Annotated in this window: 16 protein-coding genes; 11 read left to right on the top strand and 5 right to left on the bottom strand. The window is 58.9% G+C overall.

Going from position 1 to position 18,617, the window contains the following annotated elements:
* Both ACM561_RS16695 and ACM561_RS16690 read left to right on the top strand, forming a co-directional pair.
* Positions 1 to 1,623: an ABC-F family ATP-binding cassette domain-containing protein gene (locus ACM561_RS16695; protein WP_425906524.1), complete on the top strand. Its 1,623-nt coding sequence runs from the start codon at positions 1 to 3 to the stop codon at positions 1,621 to 1,623.
* A 704-nt stretch (positions 1,624 to 2,327) separates the two neighbouring features.
* Positions 2,328 to 2,780 (top strand): hypothetical protein, encoded by a 453-nt coding sequence (locus ACM561_RS16690; RefSeq protein WP_425906522.1) that lies wholly within the window; start codon positions 2,328 to 2,330, stop codon positions 2,778 to 2,780.
* Here the strand turns inward: ACM561_RS16690 and ACM561_RS16685 are convergent.
* Positions 2,743 to 4,113 (bottom strand): sensor histidine kinase, encoded by a 1,371-nt coding sequence (locus ACM561_RS16685; RefSeq protein ID WP_425906520.1) that lies wholly within the window; start codon positions 4,111 to 4,113, stop codon positions 2,743 to 2,745. The genes ACM561_RS16690 and ACM561_RS16685 overlap by 38 nt on opposite strands.
* Positions 4,114 to 4,788: a response regulator transcription factor gene (locus ACM561_RS16680; RefSeq protein ID WP_425906518.1), complete on the bottom strand. Its 675-nt coding sequence runs from the start codon at positions 4,786 to 4,788 to the stop codon at positions 4,114 to 4,116.
* A 300-nt stretch (positions 4,789 to 5,088) separates the two neighbouring features.
* Between ACM561_RS16680 and ACM561_RS16675 the strand changes: the two genes are divergently transcribed.
* The 5 genes from ACM561_RS16675 to ACM561_RS16655 all read left to right on the top strand — a co-directional run bounded on the left by ACM561_RS16675 (position 5,089) and on the right by ACM561_RS16655 (position 13,120).
* On the top strand, positions 5,089 to 6,345 hold the full coding sequence (locus ACM561_RS16675) for an efflux RND transporter periplasmic adaptor subunit (protein ID WP_425906517.1): 1,257 nt from the start codon (positions 5,089 to 5,091) through the stop codon (positions 6,343 to 6,345).
* A gap of 18 nt (positions 6,346 to 6,363) precedes the next feature.
* Complete coding sequence (locus ACM561_RS16670; protein WP_425906515.1) at positions 6,364 to 9,516, top strand: efflux RND transporter permease subunit; 3,153 nt, start codon at positions 6,364 to 6,366, stop codon at positions 9,514 to 9,516.
* A gap of 13 nt (positions 9,517 to 9,529) precedes the next feature.
* Positions 9,530 to 11,110: an efflux transporter outer membrane subunit gene (locus ACM561_RS16665; RefSeq protein WP_425906514.1), complete on the top strand. Its 1,581-nt coding sequence runs from the start codon at positions 9,530 to 9,532 to the stop codon at positions 11,108 to 11,110.
* 315 nt (positions 11,111 to 11,425) lie between these two features.
* Positions 11,426 to 12,028: a L,D-transpeptidase gene (locus ACM561_RS16660; RefSeq protein WP_079448094.1), complete on the top strand. Its 603-nt coding sequence runs from the start codon at positions 11,426 to 11,428 to the stop codon at positions 12,026 to 12,028.
* Positions 12,029 to 12,082: 54 nt separating this feature from the next.
* On the top strand, positions 12,083 to 13,120 hold the full coding sequence (locus ACM561_RS16655; RefSeq protein WP_425906512.1) for an amino acid ABC transporter substrate-binding protein: 1,038 nt from the start codon (positions 12,083 to 12,085) through the stop codon (positions 13,118 to 13,120).
* A 30-nt stretch (positions 13,121 to 13,150) separates the two neighbouring features.
* On the opposite strand, the gene ACM561_RS16650 is transcribed toward ACM561_RS16655, so the two are convergent.
* Positions 13,151 to 13,822 carry a DUF938 domain-containing protein gene (locus tag ACM561_RS16650; RefSeq protein ID WP_425906510.1) on the bottom strand — a complete coding sequence of 224 codons (672 nt, stop codon included), beginning with the start codon at positions 13,820 to 13,822 and terminating at the stop codon, positions 13,151 to 13,153.
* 545 nt (positions 13,823 to 14,367) lie between these two features.
* Between ACM561_RS16650 and ACM561_RS16645 the strand changes: the two genes are divergently transcribed.
* Together ACM561_RS16645 and ACM561_RS16640 are read left to right on the top strand one after the other, a co-directional pair.
* Entirely contained in the window at positions 14,368 to 14,820 is a 453-nt protein-coding gene (locus ACM561_RS16645; protein ID WP_425906508.1) for a hypothetical protein, read from the top strand.
* 266 nt (positions 14,821 to 15,086) lie between these two features.
* Entirely contained in the window at positions 15,087 to 16,127 is a 1,041-nt protein-coding gene (locus ACM561_RS16640; protein WP_425906506.1) for an MBL fold metallo-hydrolase, read from the top strand.
* 109 nt (positions 16,128 to 16,236) lie between these two features.
* On the opposite strand, the gene ACM561_RS16635 is transcribed toward ACM561_RS16640, so the two are convergent.
* A complete protein-coding gene (locus ACM561_RS16635) occupies positions 16,237 to 16,845 on the bottom strand; it encodes a hypothetical protein (RefSeq protein WP_425906504.1) in 609 nt (202 codons plus the stop codon).
* A gap of 201 nt (positions 16,846 to 17,046) precedes the next feature.
* A complete protein-coding gene (locus ACM561_RS16630; RefSeq protein WP_425906503.1) occupies positions 17,047 to 17,517 on the bottom strand; it encodes a MarR family winged helix-turn-helix transcriptional regulator in 471 nt (156 codons plus the stop codon).
* A 111-nt stretch (positions 17,518 to 17,628) separates the two neighbouring features.
* Between ACM561_RS16630 and ACM561_RS16625 the strand changes: the two genes are divergently transcribed.
* Both ACM561_RS16625 and ACM561_RS16620 read left to right on the top strand, forming a co-directional pair.
* Positions 17,629 to 18,015 (top strand): VOC family protein, encoded by a 387-nt coding sequence (locus ACM561_RS16625; RefSeq protein ID WP_425909795.1) that lies wholly within the window; start codon positions 17,629 to 17,631, stop codon positions 18,013 to 18,015.
* A 33-nt stretch (positions 18,016 to 18,048) separates the two neighbouring features.
* Positions 18,049 to 18,495: a VOC family protein gene (locus tag ACM561_RS16620; RefSeq protein WP_425906501.1), complete on the top strand. Its 447-nt coding sequence runs from the start codon at positions 18,049 to 18,051 to the stop codon at positions 18,493 to 18,495.
* Positions 18,496 to 18,617 lie beyond the last annotated feature (122 nt).

Genomic DNA, 18,617 nt, shown 5'->3' with positions numbered 1-18,617 from the left:
ATGATCCGTCTCGACAACGTCAGCAAGCAAGCTGGCCACCAGATCCTTTTCATCGAAGCCTCGGCGGCGCTCAACAAGGGCGAGAAAATCGGCCTCGTCGGTCCGAACGGGGCCGGCAAGACCACGCTGTTCCGGATGATCACAGGCCAGGAACTGCCCGACGAAGGGCAGGTCTCGATCGATCGCGGCATCAGCATCGGTTATTTCAGCCAGGATGTCGGCGAGATGTCCGGCCGCAGTGCCGTAACGGAGGTGATGGATGGAGCGGGACCCGTCAGCGTGGTCGCCGCCGAACTCCGCAAACTCGAGGCCGCGATGGCCAGCCCGGATAGCGCCGACGAGATGGAGACGATCATCGCGCGCTATGGAGAGGTGCAGCATCGTTTCGAGGAGCTCGACGGCTATGCACTTGATGGCCGGGCGCGCGAGGCGCTCTCAGGCCTGGGGTTTAGCCAGGAGATGATGGAGGGCGATGTCGGCGTGCTCTCTGGAGGCTGGAAAATGCGCGTGGCGCTGGCGCGTATCCTTCTGATGCGCCCCGATGTCATGCTGCTGGACGAGCCGAGCAACCATCTCGATCTCGAAAGCCTGATCTGGCTCGAACGCTTCCTCCGAGATTATGAAGGCACGCTGTTGATGACTTCGCACGATCGCGAGTTCCTCAACCGCGTGATCGCCAAGGTCGTCGAGATCGACTCTGGTTCGCTGACGACCTATTCCGGCAACTACGAGTTCTATGAGCACCAGCGTGCACTGAACCAGAAGCAGCAGCAGGCCCAGTTCGAGCGCCAGCAGGCCATGCTCGCCAAGGAGATTAAGTTCATCGAGCGCTTCAAGGCGCGTGCCTCGCATGCTGCGCAGGTCCAGAGCCGGGTGAAGAAGCTCGACAAGATCGAGCGGGTGGAGCCGCCTCGGCGCCGCCAGACGATCGCATTCGATTTTCCGCCGGCGCCGCGCTCCGGCGAGGATGTCGTCGCATTGAAGAACATCCACAAGGGGTATGGCGGCAAGCGGATCTATGGCGGGTTCGATTTCATGATCCGCCGGCGGGAGCGCTGGTGCGTGATGGGCGTCAACGGAGCCGGCAAGTCAACGCTGCTCAAGTTGGTAGCCGGCGCGAGCGAGCCCGACGCCGGCACGGTAGCCGTGGGGGGAAGCGTCAAGATGGGCTATTTTGCCCAGCACGCCATGGATCTGCTCAATGGCGACCGCACGGTATTCCAGTCACTGGAAGATGCGTTTCCGACCGCGGGGCAGGGTAGCCTTCGCGCGCTCGCCGGATGCTTCGGCTTTTCCGGCGACGACGTTGAGAAACGGTGCCGGGTTTTGTCGGGCGGAGAGAAAGCACGGCTAGGGATGGCGAAGATGCTGTTCGATCCGCCGAATTTTCTGGTTCTAGATGAGCCGACCAACCATCTCGATCTTGCGACCAAGGAGATGCTGATCTCAGCACTGTCGGATTTCGAGGGCACTATGCTGTTCGTCTCGCACGACCGACATTTCCTCAGCGTCCTCTCCAATCGCGTGCTGGAACTGACGCCCGAGGGCATCCACCAGTATGGCGGTGGCTACACCGAATACGTCGCACGCACGGGCCAGGAAGCGCCGGGACTGCGCAGCTAAACGCGGCGGCCCGTTTCTTGGCGCGAACCTGCCGCTCAACAGCATGGTACCCCGGACTCTCCTTGAGCCAACACCGAGGAGTGCTTTGCAGCGGCCTACATTTCCTGCGGCGTTGGGCAAGTGCCGGACGGTCTCGATCCGACAAAAGCCACGCGGCTTGGTTTCTTCACCCTGGAGCAGAGAGACACGCTTCATCTCGGGCTTGCTTTTGCCTAACGGAAGCCGCGACCCCTGCACGGCCAGTCTCGACCATGTACACGGCCAAGACCCAAATCATTCGCCAGCCACACGGGAATCGTTGTCTCTTGAGCCCCATATCGCATGACCGGCACGACCGGTCCGCCACACGGATCTACTCGATCGTCCTCGGGTCGATATCGATATCGCGGAACGATATAGGAGTCCCAGTAGGGTTGCGGAGTTGGAGGCGTGACGATGATAACCCGCCTGGGCTTCGCATCGGCTGCGGTAATGAATGCCCCCGAGCAACACAGCAACAAAGCCGATACGAGAGCGAACGCGACGGTCAGTATCTTCATCCTCGATCTCCTTGCCGAGCACTGCCTCCAATCCGGCGAGCATATGCCTATGGTATCATTTGGCAATGACGGCAGTACCGCCCCGGCGGCGAAAACCGGAATTTTGATACCCGGTCGCGGGTTTCGGGAAAGTTGTCATTGGGCAATAGCTACGGGAGCGCAGCCATGACTTTTGAGGAGGCCATGGACTATGCGCTCACTCTCCCCGGCACCGAGCGTTCGGCCAGCTATGGTCGACCTTGCGTCAAGGCGAATGGTAGCGGCTTCCTTTTTGTCGGGCACGAGCCACAGGAAGCCTTTGCGCTGCATATGGAGATGACCACCAAGCAGATTGTACTGGAAACTCATCCCAAGACTTTTTTCCAGACGGCACACTATGCCGGCTATCCGACCGTGTTGGTTCGTTACGACGCATCGGATGACGACCTCATCCGTGAGATGATCCGGCGGGCTGCAGACTGGGCGCGAGCTAAAGCGCCGCCCCCCGGCCCCGCAAGAAGCGGTGATTGTTGCGGAAACTATGAACCACGCTGCCGCAAGTTTCGGGAGCGAAAGCTCAATCGAGGGTCGCGAGGCGCCATCACGGCGTCCTTCCATCCGGCCGGAAGCGCATCGTGAACTTGGCGCCATGGCCGGGCGCGTCCTCGACGGAGACACTCCCCTGGTGTGCTTCTACAATTTTTTCGACGATCGATAATCCCAGGCCTGCGCCTCCGGCAGTGTGTGGGGATCGCCGCCAGAATCGCTGGAAAATTGATTGGCGATCCGCCAACGGCACGCCATCGCCATTGTCGATGACGCTGATCGAGCCGTCCGCGGTAACGATGATCTCGATGGTCGTTTCCTGGGGAGTGTGATGAAGAGCGTTCTCGACGAGATTTCGTGTTGCGCGCCGGATCATCTCCGCGTTTCCTTTGACGAGAACGGGCTCATCGGCGCACATCAATTCAATGCTCTTTCCTTGCTTCAGAGCCAATGGCGCGATGAATTCCGCAACTTCGACGCAAACCTCGTGAATATCCGCGACCGCATCCGGATCGACCACGGCTGTCTCGAGCTCCGTCGCGTCGAGCAACTGGCCAACAACACGGCTCATGTTGTCAACGTCCCGTCCTAAGGCATGGCTTGCCTCTCCATGCGGTAGGGTTTCGATCCTCGTGCGAAGGATGGCAAGTGGCGTTCGTATCTCATGTGCGGCATTGGCAGCAAACTCGCGCTGAGCGAGGAAGCCATGCTCAAGCCGATCGAGGGCCTGATTGACGGCTTCCACGAGCGGCAGAATTTCGGGAGGCATGTCGTCGGTCGGTAAACGGACGTCAAGACGTGTGGGACTGATATGTCTCGCTCGGCTGGACGCGCGATGTAGCGGTCTAATCGCCAGACGGAAGATGATGATGTCAGCAGCAAGCAGGAGAAGAAGAACTGGAACGATGATCCAGACAACCTGCCGGAGGAAGTTGACCAGGATATCGTCGACGACCACGTCGCTATGCGACAGCTCTTCTGCAACTTGTATCCAGATTTGATGGTCGCCAATATCCTTGCGCGCGCTGGCACCGGCGATCGTTTTGGCTTCGCCCCGGGTCAAGGCGTTGTGCGGAACGATGCCGCTCGCGTTCAAATCGACGGTAAACAACGGATTCTTGCTGGGACTCGATGAGAAGATTACCGAACCCGTGTCGTCAATGATTGCATATTTGTAGCGGCCATAGGCTTCCGAATACTGATCGCGTGCGCCACCAGGAAGGCTAAGCGACCATCCTCCCGCCGACGAAGGCTTTAGATTTCGGGCAAACATCTCGATTTGGGCCGTCATCTTTTTCAGCTGGAATTTGGCGACGTCCGTTGCCAGCGACCAGTGCAAGATGGACCGCAAGACAAGCGCTGCAATGATGATCGCGACAACATGAAGGACGACAATGCGGGACAGGATTGATCTTCGCAGCGGCACCTAGTCGCTCTCCATCATCACATAGCCGACGCCGCGAATGGTGCTGATCTTGACCTTTGCACCAATGTCCAGGAGCTGTTTGCGCAGACGATGGACATAAACCTCGACGGCATTGGAGGCGACATCTCCGGTCAGGCCGAAGATCTGATCTTCGAGAAGCTTCTTGGAAACGACGTTGCCCTTGCGGCGCAAAAGCAACTCAAGCACCGCGATCTCTCGGGCGGATAGGTTCTGAGGCTTCATGTCGACAAAAGCTTGCCGGCCTTCGCTGTCAAAGGTCACGTTAGCAAGCCGCAATGAGCTGCCGAGCAACTGCCCCGGCCGCCTGAGCAGCGCTTCGAGCCGCGCCACCAGCTCGTCAAAGGAAAAAGGTTTGACAAGATAGTCGTCTGCTCCGCTTCGGAGTCCGCTGACTCTATCCTCCACGCCCCCACGTGCCGTGAGTATAAGAACAGGGATCGGATCCTTGCGGTGCCGCAGTTCACGCAGGATCGAAAGCCCATCGCCATCGGGCAGACCGAGATCCAGGATCAATGCCGCGTAACGATTGGTTCCCAGAGCGCTGGAGGCATCGGCGACATTGGTGAGAAGATCGACCCCGTACCCGGCCGCTTGCATTCCCTTCGCCAGAAGGTCGGCCAGTTCTTCGCTGTCCTCGACGACCAAGATTCTCATGGGCTCGAACGCTCCCTTCCCCCTTCTGCTGCCGTGACTTGCAGGGGGCGAGCGGGTACTGGTGTCTTTCCGGCCGCGCCGAAGCCTGACTGTAAGCTCTGTGTAAGCGTCATCATATTGCCGTTGTAAGGCTGCCGTAAGATGTTAAATCTATATTATATGCGGTCGCGTGATGAGGATTCATCGCCCTCATCGGCGACAAGCGCTGGGACAGGCAAGGCCTTGAGCCAGCATAAAATCATTGGGTTTTGAGGGGACAGGCTTGCCTCACCAATCGGCGGGGCAAGGGGATACGGGATCATGCGTAGTCTGGCGTCACTCTGGCGTGCGATGACAATCCCTCGGATTGTCATCGGTCTCACGATCGCATTGGCCCTTGTCGGGACGGCCGCAACCGTCCTGAGAGTCGACCGCGGCAGCGCCGCTCGCAATTCAGTGCTGGACAGCGAAATCAAAGGGTCTGACGGAAAGCTGCGTTTGACGGCATCGCAATGGGACACCGTGTCGGTGCAGCCGGTCGAGGAGCACGTGTTCCGTTCCGAATTCCGTACCGAGGGGAAGATCGCACTGGATCAGAACCTGTCGACCCGCATCTTCGCACCCTATGCGGGCCGGGTAACAGAATTGATGGTCGCGTCCGGCGATCACGTTGAGAAAGGCCAGCTTCTTTTTGTGATCGCGGCGGCTGATTCCGTGGATGCCCAAAAAGATTTCGTCGTCGCCCTGACCACCCGGAACAAGGCAGTTTCCCAGGTTAACCTCGCGCAGATCGTCGAGCGAAGAATGTCGAGCCTGGCAAAGGATAAGGCCGCGTCGCAGAGAGAATGGCAGGAAGCTCAGGCCAATCTCACTTCTTCGGAGAACGATTCCCGATCAGCAGAAGTTGCGCTTGAGGCCGCGCGCAACCGGTTGCGGCTCGTTGGGAAAACCGACGCGGAGATTGAAGCGTTCGAGAAGACGGGCGCGCTCACGCCCGACGCTCCCGTATACGCGCCGCTGGCCGGAACCGTCCTGCAACGCAAGGTTGGGATGGGACAGTATGTCAATGCCGGGGCAAGTGAGAGCGATCCGGTATTCCTGATCGGAGACACGTCGAAAGTCTGGATTGTGGCCTATGTCCGCGAGACCGATGTTGCCAAGGTGCAGATCGGCGAACGTCTGATGTTCAAGGTCCTGACGCAGCCCGACCGTGTGTTTGAGACCCGGATCGACTACGTCGCACCGGGAATCGACCCGGACAATCGGCGGCTTTTGGTGCGCGCCACCGTCGATAACGCGGACGGACTGCTCAAACCCGAGATGTTTGCGAGCGTCACGATCGTTGACAGCGACGGAGAGCTAATGCCGGCGGTGCCTCTTGAATCAGTGATCTATGAAGGCAGCAATGCGCATGTCTGGGTCGTTGGTGACGATCAAGGCGTCGAATTGCGTCAGATCAAGTTAGGTCAATCAAGCGCTCGGCTGATCCAGGTGCTGGATGGGCTCCGTCCGGGCGAAAAAATCGTCACCCGCGGCAGTCTGTTCATCGACCGGATGGCAGTCGCCAAACAGACCTGACGAACACGGTAGCTCGTCATGATCAATCCGATCATCGCGTTTGCATTGAAGCAGCGCGTTCTGATCCTAGTCCTCTTCATTATGACCCTGGCCGGCGGGATCGCCGCGTTCAGGGTCCTGAATATCGAAGCCTATCCCGATCCCGTTCCGCCCATGGTGGACGTCATCACTCAGAGCGCCGGACTTTCGGCCGAAGAGATCGAACGCTACATCACGATTCCGATCGAGACGCAGCTGTCCGGTGTGCCGAACCTCCGGGTAATGAGAACCATTTCTCTTTACGGACTGTCGGACGTCAAACTGCAGTTCACTTATGCCTATACCTACGATGAGGGGCTCCAGCAGGTTCTCAACCGTTTGGCGCAGCTCAACGGATTGCCGGATGGCGCTCAGCCCACCATCAGTCCCGTCAGTCCCGTCGGCGAAATTTATCGTTACAGGCTAGTCGGCCCGCCCGGCTATAGCGTGCTTGATCTGAAGACTCTTCAGGATTGGGTTCTGCAACGCCGCTTCCGCGCCGTGCCCGGGATCGTGGATGTCATTGGCTGGGGAGGGAAAACCAAGACATTTGAACTGCAGGTCGACCTCGACAAGCTCGTCGCCTACAGGCTGACCCTGCCGCAATTGCTGCAGACGCTGCGCGGAAGCAACCTGAATGTCGGCGGAAATATCGTCAATCTGGGCACGCAGTCGGCAGTCGTGCGGGGTGTCGGGCTGATACGGTCGAGCGATGACATCAACAATACCATGTTGACGCAAGCCGAAGGCAATCCTGTTCTGGTTCGAGACGTTGCGACGGTTATCATCGGGCATCAGCCTCGCCTCGGCATTGCCGGCCAGGACAAAGACGACGATATCGTCGAAGGCATCGTTCTGATGCGCCGCGGTCAGCAAAGCACTCCGACCATCGAGCGGTTGAAGGCTGAAGTCGAGCGTATCAATGTCTCCGGGATTTTGCCGCCCGGCGTACGAATTGAGCGCATTTACGATCGTCAGGATCTCATCGACACCACGACGCACACTGTCTTGCACAACATGACAGTCGGCATTCTGCTGATCTTTGTATTGCAGTGGGTGTTTCTCGGGAATCTTCGCAGCGCGTTGATCGTGGGCGCGACGATTCCGTTCGCGTTGTGCTTCGCCATCGGGATTATGATTCTGCGCGGCGAATCCGCCAACCTGCTATCGGTCGGCGCAATCGATTTCGGTTTGATCGTCGATGCCACTGTGATCATGGTCGAACGAATATTCCGGGAGCTTGGGCATAGCGGCGAAAAGACTTTGCCTGAGGACGACAACGCGTCCGGATTGCGCGGAAAGCTTCTCGCGATTTATATTGCGGGCATCAGCGTCAACCGCTCAATCCTGTTCGCGACCGGCATTATTATTGCGGGGTTCATTCCGCTTTTCACCATGAGCGGCGTCGAAGGGCACATCTTTGGCCCCATGGCCAAGACTTACGCCTACGCCATCGCGGGCGGCCTGCTCGCAACCTTTACGGTGACACCGGCGCTCAGCGCACTTCTGCTGCCGGAGCATGTTCGGGAGACGGAAACATGGCTGGTGCGCACCCTTCACCGCTTCTACAGTCCGGCTTTGCGAGTCACTGTCGCGAACAGAAGGTTGACGGTCGCCGTGACGCTGGCGGTGTTCATTCTGGCGGGGATCGCGATACGATTTCTGGGGTTGGAGTTTCTTCCCAAGCTGGAGGAGGGCAACCTGTGGATACGCGCCACCATGCCTGCAACGATTTCCCTTCAGGAGGGGAATGGCTATGCCAACCGGATGCGCAAGCTGATCCGCAGCTTTCCCGAGGTAGATACGGTCGTGACACAGCATGGCCGCCCCGACGACGGCACGGACGCCGCCGGTTTTTTCAATGTCGAGTTCTTCACTCCGCTAAAGCCGGTCAGTCAGTGGCGCCATGGCGTGGACAAGGAAAAGCTGACCGAAGAAATCCAGGGGCGGCTTAAGATAGAATTTCCGGGAATCGAATTCAATTTCTCGCAGTATCTGCAGGACAATGTGGCCGAGCAGGTGTCGGGTGTTAAGGGCGAGAACTCGATCAAGGTGTTCGGCAATGATTTGCAGGAACTCACGGACACAGCCGACAAGATCAAGGCCGTGCTCGAGAAGGTTCCGGGTGTGACAGACCTTGGCGTTTTCACGTCGCTTGGCCAGCCGACAATACAGATCGATATCGATCGTGAGCGTGCCGCACGCTATGGACTCTCGCCGGGTGATATCAATTCGATAATCCGGACGGCTGTCGGCGGAGAGTCAGCGGGCGACGTTTACGAGCACGGAAGTGATCGCCATTTTCCGATCGTCGTGCGGCTGGCTCCCGAGTATCGTCAGAGCGCGGAAGCTATCAGCAAGCTGACGATCGGCGTATCAGGGGCTAAAGGAATAACCCAGATCCCGTTGGGCGAGGTCGCGCACATCCGACTCGTCACCGGGCCTTCGTATATTTACCGGGAACAACAGCAGCGTTACCTGCCGATCAAGTTCAGTGTTCGTGATCGCGATCTCGGTAGCACCATCAAGGAGGCCGAACAGCGAATTGCGCAGGACGTGCAATTGCCTCCTGGAAACCAGCTTCAATGGGTCGGCGAATTCCGCAATCTGCAGGAAGCGATCGCGCGTCTGGAGATTGTCGTGCCGCTCAGCCTTGCCGTTATCGGGCTGCTGCTATGGATCAATTTCACATCTATACGGGACACGTTGCTGGCGTTGAGCGTCATTCCGATGGCGGTGATCGGTGGTGTCTTCGCGTTGTTCGCGACGGGCATTCCTTTCAGCGTCTCGGCCGCCATCGGCTTTATCGCACTGTTCGGCATCTCGGTGATGAACGGCATTCTGATCCTGTCGCAATACAATCAGCTCATCGAGTCGGGCCTGCAGCGGATCGATGCGATCATAAGAGCCGGAGAGGCTCAAATGCGCCCTGTCCTGATGACGTGCGTCATTGCGGGAATCGGCTTGCTGCCCGCCGCCATGTCGACCGGAATCGGATCGCAGGTGCAGAAGCCGCTGGCTGTCGTCGTGGTCGGCGGAATGATGGTGGCTCCACTTGTGATCCTCGTCGCGCTGCCAGCTCTCATCGCGCTGTTTTCCCAACGGAAAACGGTGGCGGCTGCTCCCGAATCGGCGTTCGATCCGGCAGAATAGAAAGTCGGTTCGTGTGAAACCGTGGTTGAAGGGGCATCTCGTGCGGTCAAGCCAACAGAATGGATCGGTGGTTCATTCATCGAAAACAGGATGGGGGTTGGCGTTTTCCCGTGTGCGATGTTTCATCGTGGCGTTTTTGACTGCCGCGTCGCCTGCGCTGTCAGGCTGTGCGGTTGGACCTGACTACAAACCTCAGGCGCCTCCGGAAACTTCCAGGTACTTGTCCGATCCCGCCGGAGATCGTGTGCCTGGACATCCGATCGTGCGCACCGCAGAGGTTCCTCCCCAATGGTGGGAGTTGTTTCGTTCGCCTGCGCTGAACCAACTGGTGGAGGATGGTATCACGCACAATGCGGACCTCGCCGCTGCGGAGGCTGCGGTTAGGATGGCGGAAGCCAACGCGCTCGCCCAGCGCGGTTTGCTGTTTCCTAACGTGACGGGAGGCTTCAATTCGTCGCGCCAGCAGGTGCCGGTCGATCTGCAGTCTCCTCTTGAGTCCAACGCCCACCTTTTGAGTCTGCACACTGGCCAAGTGACCGTGTCGTACCTTGCCGATGTGTGGGGAGGGACGCGGCGTTTGGTCGAGTCCACGGATTCGCAGGCCGAGATGCGCGCATTCCAGCGCGAAGGAGTCTACCTGACATTGGCCAGCAACATCGCACTTGCGGCGATCGAGGAAGGTCGGGTTCGGGGACAGATCGCGGCGACCCGTCGCGTCCTTGGTTTGCAGACCGAGGTTTTGAAGTTGCTGCGACGGCAACAGGAGCAGGGGCAGATTGCCCAGACTGATGTCGCGGCGCAAGAGACCTCGGTTGCGCAGACCCGGTTGTTGTTGCCGAATCTCGAGAAACAGCTCGCGCAACAGCGTCATTTGTTGTCATTCCTGACCGGTCGTTTGGCGAGTGACGCTCCAAAGGAAACATTCGATCTCGGGTCATTTCGAATGCCCCGCCGTCTGCCACTCAGTCTTCCGGCCGATCTCGTAAGACAGCGCCCTGATATTCAGGCCGCCGAAGCGAACCTTCATTCGACCAATGCAATGATCGGAGTGGCGATCGCCAATCGCCTTCCGCAGATAACCTTGATGGCAAGTGGCGGTGCCGCGGCTGCCAAATTTTCGCAATTGGCCACTCCAGGAGCGGCCCTCGGGATGATCGCTGGCAATGCTGCGCAGACCATTTTTGACGCAGGGACGTTGGCAAACAAGCAGCGTGCGGCGGAAGAGGAAACGAATCAGTCACTCGCTCAATATCGCAGCGTTGTTCTCGCGGCTTTTCAGAACGTTGCGGATGTCTTGCGAGCCCTTCAGGCGGGCACGCGTGCGATCAGTGCGGCGACGGACGCGGAACGATCGGCGACAGAGAGCATCACGTTAGTGCGTAAACAGGTCGATCAAGGGCAAATCAGCGTGCCGCTCCTACTTGCCGCGCAGCAGGCGTATCTGCAGACCTCCCTTGCGCGTCTCGATGCGCAGGCCGCGCAACTGGCAAATACGGTCGCGCTGTTTCAGGCGCTTGGCGGTGGGTGGTGGAATCGAGACGGTCATAAGCAGGCAGACCTGGGTCATGGACCTGTAAAACAGGATTCCGTTTGAAGTCATTGTAGGGGGTCCATACGCTCGTAAACGCCCTACCATCCCGTGCGGACACGATTTTGCCCGTCGACGGAGCCGCACGTCCTGCGCATACCAAGCGGGCAGTTTGCCGCGCCGTGTCGATTCGAAATCTGACTGGGTCCGAGTTGGTTCGAAAATTGAAGCCGGTGCCGGGGCGTTTCCTGTAAAATCTTACGCTTTCCGGTGGGGCGCCGCGCGATCGCTTGCCATCGCGCCGCCGCTCGGATTTTATGCCATATGTGATTGACGGGAACGCAAGCGGAAATTATTGCCGTGCAATAAAGGAGACAAGCGATGACCGCGTTTCGGCACCTGACCCTAGCGGTTGCTGCTATGGGCAGCCTGATGCTCTCGGCCACGCTCGGTTTTGCGCAGCAGGTTACGCAGCAGGTCGACGGCGATCAGCCCGGTCTCGTTGCCGATGATTCGTTCCAACTCGACCCGGAATTTCGCAAGCAGGTGGTGCTCTATCGCACGACCGAGCCGCCTGGCACCATCATTATCCAGACCGCAGAACGTCACCTTTATCTCATTCAGGGCAACGGCCGCGCGATTCGCTACGGCATCGGCGTTGGCCGCGCGGGTTTTCAGTGGCAGGGTATTCTCAATATTTCGCGAAAGGCGGAATGGCCGGATTGGACCCCGCCTCCGGAAATGATCGCGCGCCAGCCCTACCTGCCGCGCTTCATGGCGGGCGGCCCCGGCAATCCGCTCGGAGCACGCGCGATGTATCTCGGCACGACGGTATATCGCATCCATGGCACCAACCGGCCCGATACCATCGGAACTGCGATCTCCTCGGGCTGCTTCCGTCTGGTCAACGCCGACGTTGTCGATCTCTATGGTCGCATTCCGGTTGGCACGCGTGTGATCGTACGGCAGAAACCCAGTCTCTAATCATCATTACGTCATTTGCGTCGATACTTTTCGATATTGCGAGAGGGGCTATCCATGCGGACATTTCGAGGCGGCCTCCTGATAGGCCTCGCCATCGCCACCGCTATCGCGGTGATGGCGATCACCTATGAGCGCTACGATACCAAGACCCTGAAACGAACGCTCCGGCGCGACGCCGTGCTGTGCGGCGTCAACACCGGCCTGCCCGGGTTTTCGAATTCGGACGAGAAGGGCAACTGGTCGGGCTTCGACGTGGATTTCTGCCGCGCTGTGGCAGCCGCCATCTTCGACGATCCGGCGAAGGTGAAGTTGGTTCCGCTTGAGGCCGACGAACGTTTCAAGGAATTGCAAAGCCGCAAGGTCGACATCCTTGCGCGCAACTCGACCTGGAGCATGTCGCGGGAAACCAATTACAACCTCTACTTCCCGGCGGTCGCATATTATGACGGCGAGGGCTTCATGGTCCGTACCTCGCGCAAAGCGGACTCAGCGCTCGATCTCGATAACACCAGGATTTGTGTACAGGATGGCACAACGACGCAGCTCAACCTCGCGGACTTTTTCAAGAGCAACAACCTGAAGTATGAGGAGATCAAGTTTGGTAAGCTGGAGGACATGCTAAGGGCCTATGACGAGGCCAAGTGCGATGTTCTGACCGCCGATGTTTCTCATCTCTATGCGTTGCGGCTGCGGCTGACCAAGCCGAACGAGAGCTTCATCCTGCCCGATGTGATCTCGAAGGAGCCGTTGGCACCTGTTGTTCGCCAGCGCGACGACGACTGGATGATGATCATCAAATGGACGCTCTACGCGATGATCAATGCCGAAGAACTCGGTATCACTTCGAAGAACATCGACGAGGCGATGAAGTCGAAGAAGCCAGATGTGATGCGGCTGGTCGGCACCGATGGTCAGTATGGTGAGGGCCTCGGATTGACGAAGGACTGGGCGGCGCGCATCATCCGCCGCGTCGGCAACTACGGCGAAGTCTACGACCGCAATATCGGCAGTGATTCAAGGCTGAAGATTCCGCGTGGCTTGAACCAACTCTGGAACGCGGGCGGCATCATGTATGCGCCGCCGCTGCGGTAATCTCGCAGGCCAGCGAGGTGGCTGCGACGCTCATCCCTGATTTCGTTCGAACGCAAGGATCAGATTATTGGCGGGCATTTCGGTGATGTCCGTCAGCGTCAGGCCATTTTGCTGCGCCAGCGTCGCCACCTCGTCAACGTCGCGTACGCCCCACTCTGGATTGTTATTGCGAAGGCTGGCATCGAATGCCTCGTTGCTCGGCGCGGTGTGTCGCCCGTTTCGCTTGAACGGTCCATAGAGAAACAGCCGCCCATCAGGACGCAGACAGTGTGAGGCGCTCGCGATCAGGCCCTCGGCGACACGCCACGGCGCGATATGGATCACATTGGCGCAGAACACCGCGAGCAACGCGCCGTGGCCATCGTTCATTTCCGCCAATTGGCATGGATTCGATAGGTCGATCCGCTGGGGCGGCCGAACGTTGGCTAGGTTCTCGTGAGCGGTCCACGCTGCGATACTCCGGAGATGATGGTCGTTAAGATCGGTCGGCCACCAGGTAATGCTGGGCGAGTGCCGCGCGAAGAAAACGACATGCTGTCCGGTGCCGCTGCCGGCCTCGAGCACGTTGCCTGTCTTGCCGCGCAGGAATTTTTCGAGAACCGTCCAGATCGCGACATGGTTGCGGTGAAACGCAGCCGCGTCGAGCCGTTCATCGGAGGCTCCACGCCGGCTGTCGTTGCGGAATTCACCGTAGTCGGGCATGGGCGGATACCTTTCATTCCGAGGGAATCCTGCAGGATCGCTGGTCCGGGCATCATTCCAGCTTGCCAGACATCCAGTATTCCGCCGACGGAATCGTGGATGCACTGAGCGATCCAGATCTAACATGCGGGCCGTGAAGACGGAGATCAAGTCGGGGATTATGCCGAAGCTACTCGGCCCCGTTCCGCTGTAATTTGGCAGGCTTCTGCACGGCGGTTCGCGCAAGCTGGCTTTAAGGCTGGTCGATGACTGCGCGAGATGCCGGCAGGGCCGATGCCATCACTCGCGCGCGGCGGTATAGATGTCGCTCTCAAGCTTTGGGGCTAGCTCAGAGTGGCGCGACGCCGTCATCGATCGGGCCGATTGGAGAAATTGCTGGGGTGTTCAACCTTGAGCTTGCCAAAGGCAATGTGCGCGACGTACGCTACTGTTACCGGTGTTCTCCGTGCTGCTCGAGCCTGATCCCGCGAGGATTTGTTCGAGAACACGTAGGCGCCGACACAGCGACCGTGCCCAGAAGATCGCGACGGCTACAGGAGGTATCTATGCGCCGATTTATGCGTCCTATCATCGCCGCAGCAGGGCTGTTGATCGCATTCACCTCGCATGGTTTCGCCGCCGAGCCGCAGCATCGTCTTGTGATCCAGGTCGACCAGAACGATCGGCGCACCATGGACTTCGCGCTGAACAACGTCACAGACGTGATCGAGCACTATCGCGGACTGGACCAGACGGTGGCCGTCGAAATCATGGCGTGCGGCCCGGGTCTCCACATGCTGCGCATAGATACGTCGCCTGTGAAGGAGCGCATCAAGCAGATCCGGGAAACGGCATCCCCCAGCACGATCCAGTTCTCGGCCTGCAACAACACCAAGCAGAGTATGGAGAAGAAGGAAGGCCATCCGCTTGAGATGCTGCCCGGAACAACGATTGTGCCCTTGGGCGTGGTGCGGCTATTGGAGTTGCAGGAACAGGGCTGGAGCTATCTGCGGCCGTGATCAACGGCTGACGGCGACGCTCTGAAGCGCCGCATTCGCGGGTGTTGTTGATCGCTTCGGCCTGCTGGGCGTGCTGCGTAACCGTTATGCCCGCCGCCGCGCTGTGATCGAGACCAGTTGACTCCGTGGCGATAGAGGCCAGCGCCAGAGCGGTCGAGTGATCAGCGATCTGGACTTGTGACCGGTTGCAATCGCCCGCCGGCAGCATAAATTTGCTAAAATACCTCACGGTAAGAAAATCTGCACGGGAGGAGGGTCGTACGATCATGATCTTTCGCCAGTTGTTCGACAGCGTTTCCGGCACCTACAGCTACCTGATGGCGAGCCGTGCTGGCGGCGAGGCGTTGATTCTTGATCCGGTGCTGGAAAAGGTTGGCCGTTACTGCCAGTTGCTGCGCGAGCTCGATCTCAAGCTTGTGAAGGCCATCGACACGCACCTTCATGCCGATCATGTCACCGGACTAGGTGAGCTGCGTGATCGCACCCAATGCGTCACCGTGATGGGCGAGCAGACCAAAGCTGACGTGGTTTCGATGCGCGTCAGCGACGGCGATAAGATCAAGATCGAGGGCATTGGCCTCGACGTGATGTACACGCCGGGCCACACCGACGATTCCTACAGTTACCTGATGGGCGATCGTGTCTTCACCGGCGACACGTTGCTGATCCGCGGCACTGGCCGCACCGATTTCCAGAACGGCAGTGCGCGTGCGCAGTACGATTCGATTTTCAACCGGCTCCTGAAGCTGCCCGACGAAACCATGGTGTTTCCCGCGCACGACTACAAGGGCGATACGGTCTCCACGATCGGAGAAGAGAGGCGCTACAATCCGCGGCTTCAGGTGCGCTCGATAGACGAATACATTGAACTGATGAACAATCTGAAATTGCCGAATCCGAAGCTGATGGACGTGGTGATTCCTGCCAACATGCATGTCGGCCTCAGGCAGGACGATCTGGCGAAGCAGGGGCTGGCGCTGACGCCGCGCGAGGCGATTGCCCGGCTTGGTCAGCCCGATATCCTGCTGGTCGATCTTCGCGAAGCCCATGAGCGCGCCAAACACGGTACGCTGACAGGTGCGCTGCATGCGCCCTATCCTGATATCGCCGACAGTCTGAAACAAGGCGGAATGCTGCGCGAGGTAGCCGCCGCGACCGGGCGCCGCATCGTGTTCTTCTGCGCCTTCGGCGAGCGTTCGGCCATGGCTGTTACCGCGGCGAAGGACGCCGGACTGACCAACGCGGTGCATATCGAGGGCGGGATCGATGCCTGGAAGAAAGCCGGCGGACCAGTGGTCGCGGGCTGACAGGTCACGGTGGGCGTGTGCACCGTGGCCATGACGGCCGTTGACCGTCAAAATTCCTCAGAAAGGAAGGTCATCGCCCGTGTCGAACGGTCGACGACTGTCACAGCGTTCATTCGGCCTCTATTGCTTTCTGAAGGTCCGAGCAGGCGTCGTCCGCAGCGCGATTGAGAATGAAGAGGCTGTCTGCCGGTCCGAAAGCAATGTACTCGCCCGGCCCCTCCGTTACCCGCGCCTCTGTCCGCATGTTGATGTCGTCATCGATGTAGACCTTCAGTCCGTTGTCGGTGGTTTCAATCATGAAGATGCCGCCTTCCGCATCGAGATTCTCGCCAGTCATGTGGCAAGCGATGCCGTCCGCATGTGGATAGCCTGGGACGATGGCTTGCTCGTCGGCGCGGTTCGCTTGCTCGTCAAACGCGCATTGCCCGATAGCCCGCCACGGCCGGGCGTCGTTACGCCGCATGATTTCCAGCCGGGCGAATGTTTGGAGCGGAGTGTCAACACTGTCGGGATAAGTTTCGCGCCGCAGCGCGAACCGCATGGAAGTCGTCTTTTGAGTCGGTTTCTTTGCCAGATGAGCAGCATCGTAACTGCGGATGAAGCAGGCCTGAGAGCCGGCTGCGTCGCCAATAAGATCGGGCGCGGCGTGGACGTCGGGGGCCGCAACCAAAATGGCGACTAAAACGAAAAGCGCTTGTTTCTCCATGCTCGTCTGCATTGTCATCCCTGGTTACCAGCTCTGTTCAGAGGACGGAATATAACCAAGAGAAGTTTGCGGGGCAGCCGCTATCTACAGCGCTTCGAGCGAACCGGTTTGCGTGAAGAAACGCGTCAGATCAAAATCATGAGCCCCGCTTCTGATTCCGTCAGAACGGAAGCGCTCTATTAGAAGGCGCTGCTAGCTAGAATGTCTTCTGCGTCAGCCGACGACGCTGCCGCGATTGTCAAATTTCGACAAAAGGTTGAGTTCGGTGCGCAGACGATCCGGGTCTGAGAGCTCTTTTTCGATTTCCGCATGAAGATGTTGCCAGATCGGCACCGCCACGGCCAGAACGGCCCGGCCATGAGGCGTTAGCTGCAACAGTCGGGCACGCCCGTCCTTTGGGTCGGCCAACGTTTTGACAAGACGACGGCGCTCCAGCGGCTTGAGATTGGCAGTCAAGGTTGTCCTGTCCATCGCCAGCAGCGCCGCTACGCTGCTGAGGTTCGGTGGCTGCGGCCGGTTGAGCGACATGAGCAGGGAGAACTGTCCGCTGGTGAGGCCAACCGGCTTCAACACGATATCGAAGCGGCGTGCGATCGCTCGCGCTGCCCTTTGGGCATGGAGGCATAAGCAGGTGTCGCGCACCAGAATCGTGGTTTCAAAAGCAGGATCAGAAAGCGTACGCATCAGGGAGCTTGACTCCGCGGCTACATTACGTTGATATCAACTTATGTAGGAGGTCGTCAATCGGCGTCGGCGCTCCTCCGAAGCGATTGGAAGGAGTAGTCGTTGTCCACGATGCAATCATTCCTGATGTTTCAGGGTGGCGAGGCCGAAAAGGCGATGAACCTCTATGTCTCGCTGTTCGACGACGGTGAGATTCTCGATCTCGTGCGTTGGCAGAAAGGCGAGCAGGGGGCGGAGGGCAGTATCAAGCTGGCGCGCTTCAGGGCTGCCGGCCAGTGCGTGCTGGCGAGCGACAGCCCAATCAGGCACGCCTTTGATTTCACGCCGTCCTGGTCCTTTTTCGTCGATTGCGTGTCAGACAAGGAGCAGGAGCGGCTCCTCGCTGAACTGTCAGCGGGCGGCCAAACGCTGATGCCGCTAGACGATTACGGCTTCAGCAAGCGCTTCGCCTGGATCGCTGACCGCTTCGGCGTGTCCTGGCAGCTCAATCTTTCATAATGCGAGTCAACACCCCTGTCAGAAGGAGCCAACATGAAGATCGTGACCAGCCTTAGCTTCCGGGGCCAGTGCCGCGAGGCATTCGAGTTCTACGCCAAAGTTCTCGGCGGGACGATCAAGGCGGCCATACCCTATGGCGACGCGCCTCCGGGCATGCCGATCACGGACGAGAAGTACAAAACCTGGCTGATGCATTGCTGGCTCGATGTCGGCGATCAGGCGCTGATGGGCGCCGACATGGACGTCGGATGGGCATCTAACATCGACAAACCCAAGAACGGCTTCGATGTGACCCTGCACACAAATGACATGGCCGAGGCCCGGCGCTGGTTCGATCAACTCTCTCAAGGCGGCAAAGCAGGCATGCCGTTCGCCGAAACCTTCTGGTCGCCCGGCTTCGGCACGCTGACCGACAAGTTCGGCATCCCCTGGATGATCAACGTCATTCCATCGGCTGGCTGGAAACCGCTGCAAGGCTGATCGCATGCCTATAGCGTTTCGAGCGAAGCATGCTCTCGGGCTTGACCCGAGGACAGATAACGGTTCGCGTAAAGAAACGCGTCAAACAAATCATAGAACCCCGCGTCTGATTCCATCAGGCG

This window comes from Nitrobacter sp. TKz-YC02 (genome assembly GCF_049852135.1).
Taxonomy (GTDB): Bacteria; Pseudomonadota; Alphaproteobacteria; order Rhizobiales; family Xanthobacteraceae; genus Nitrobacter; species Nitrobacter vulgaris.
The sequence above is the reverse complement of the archived record's forward strand: the minus strand, read 5'-3'. Positions and strand labels throughout refer to the sequence as shown.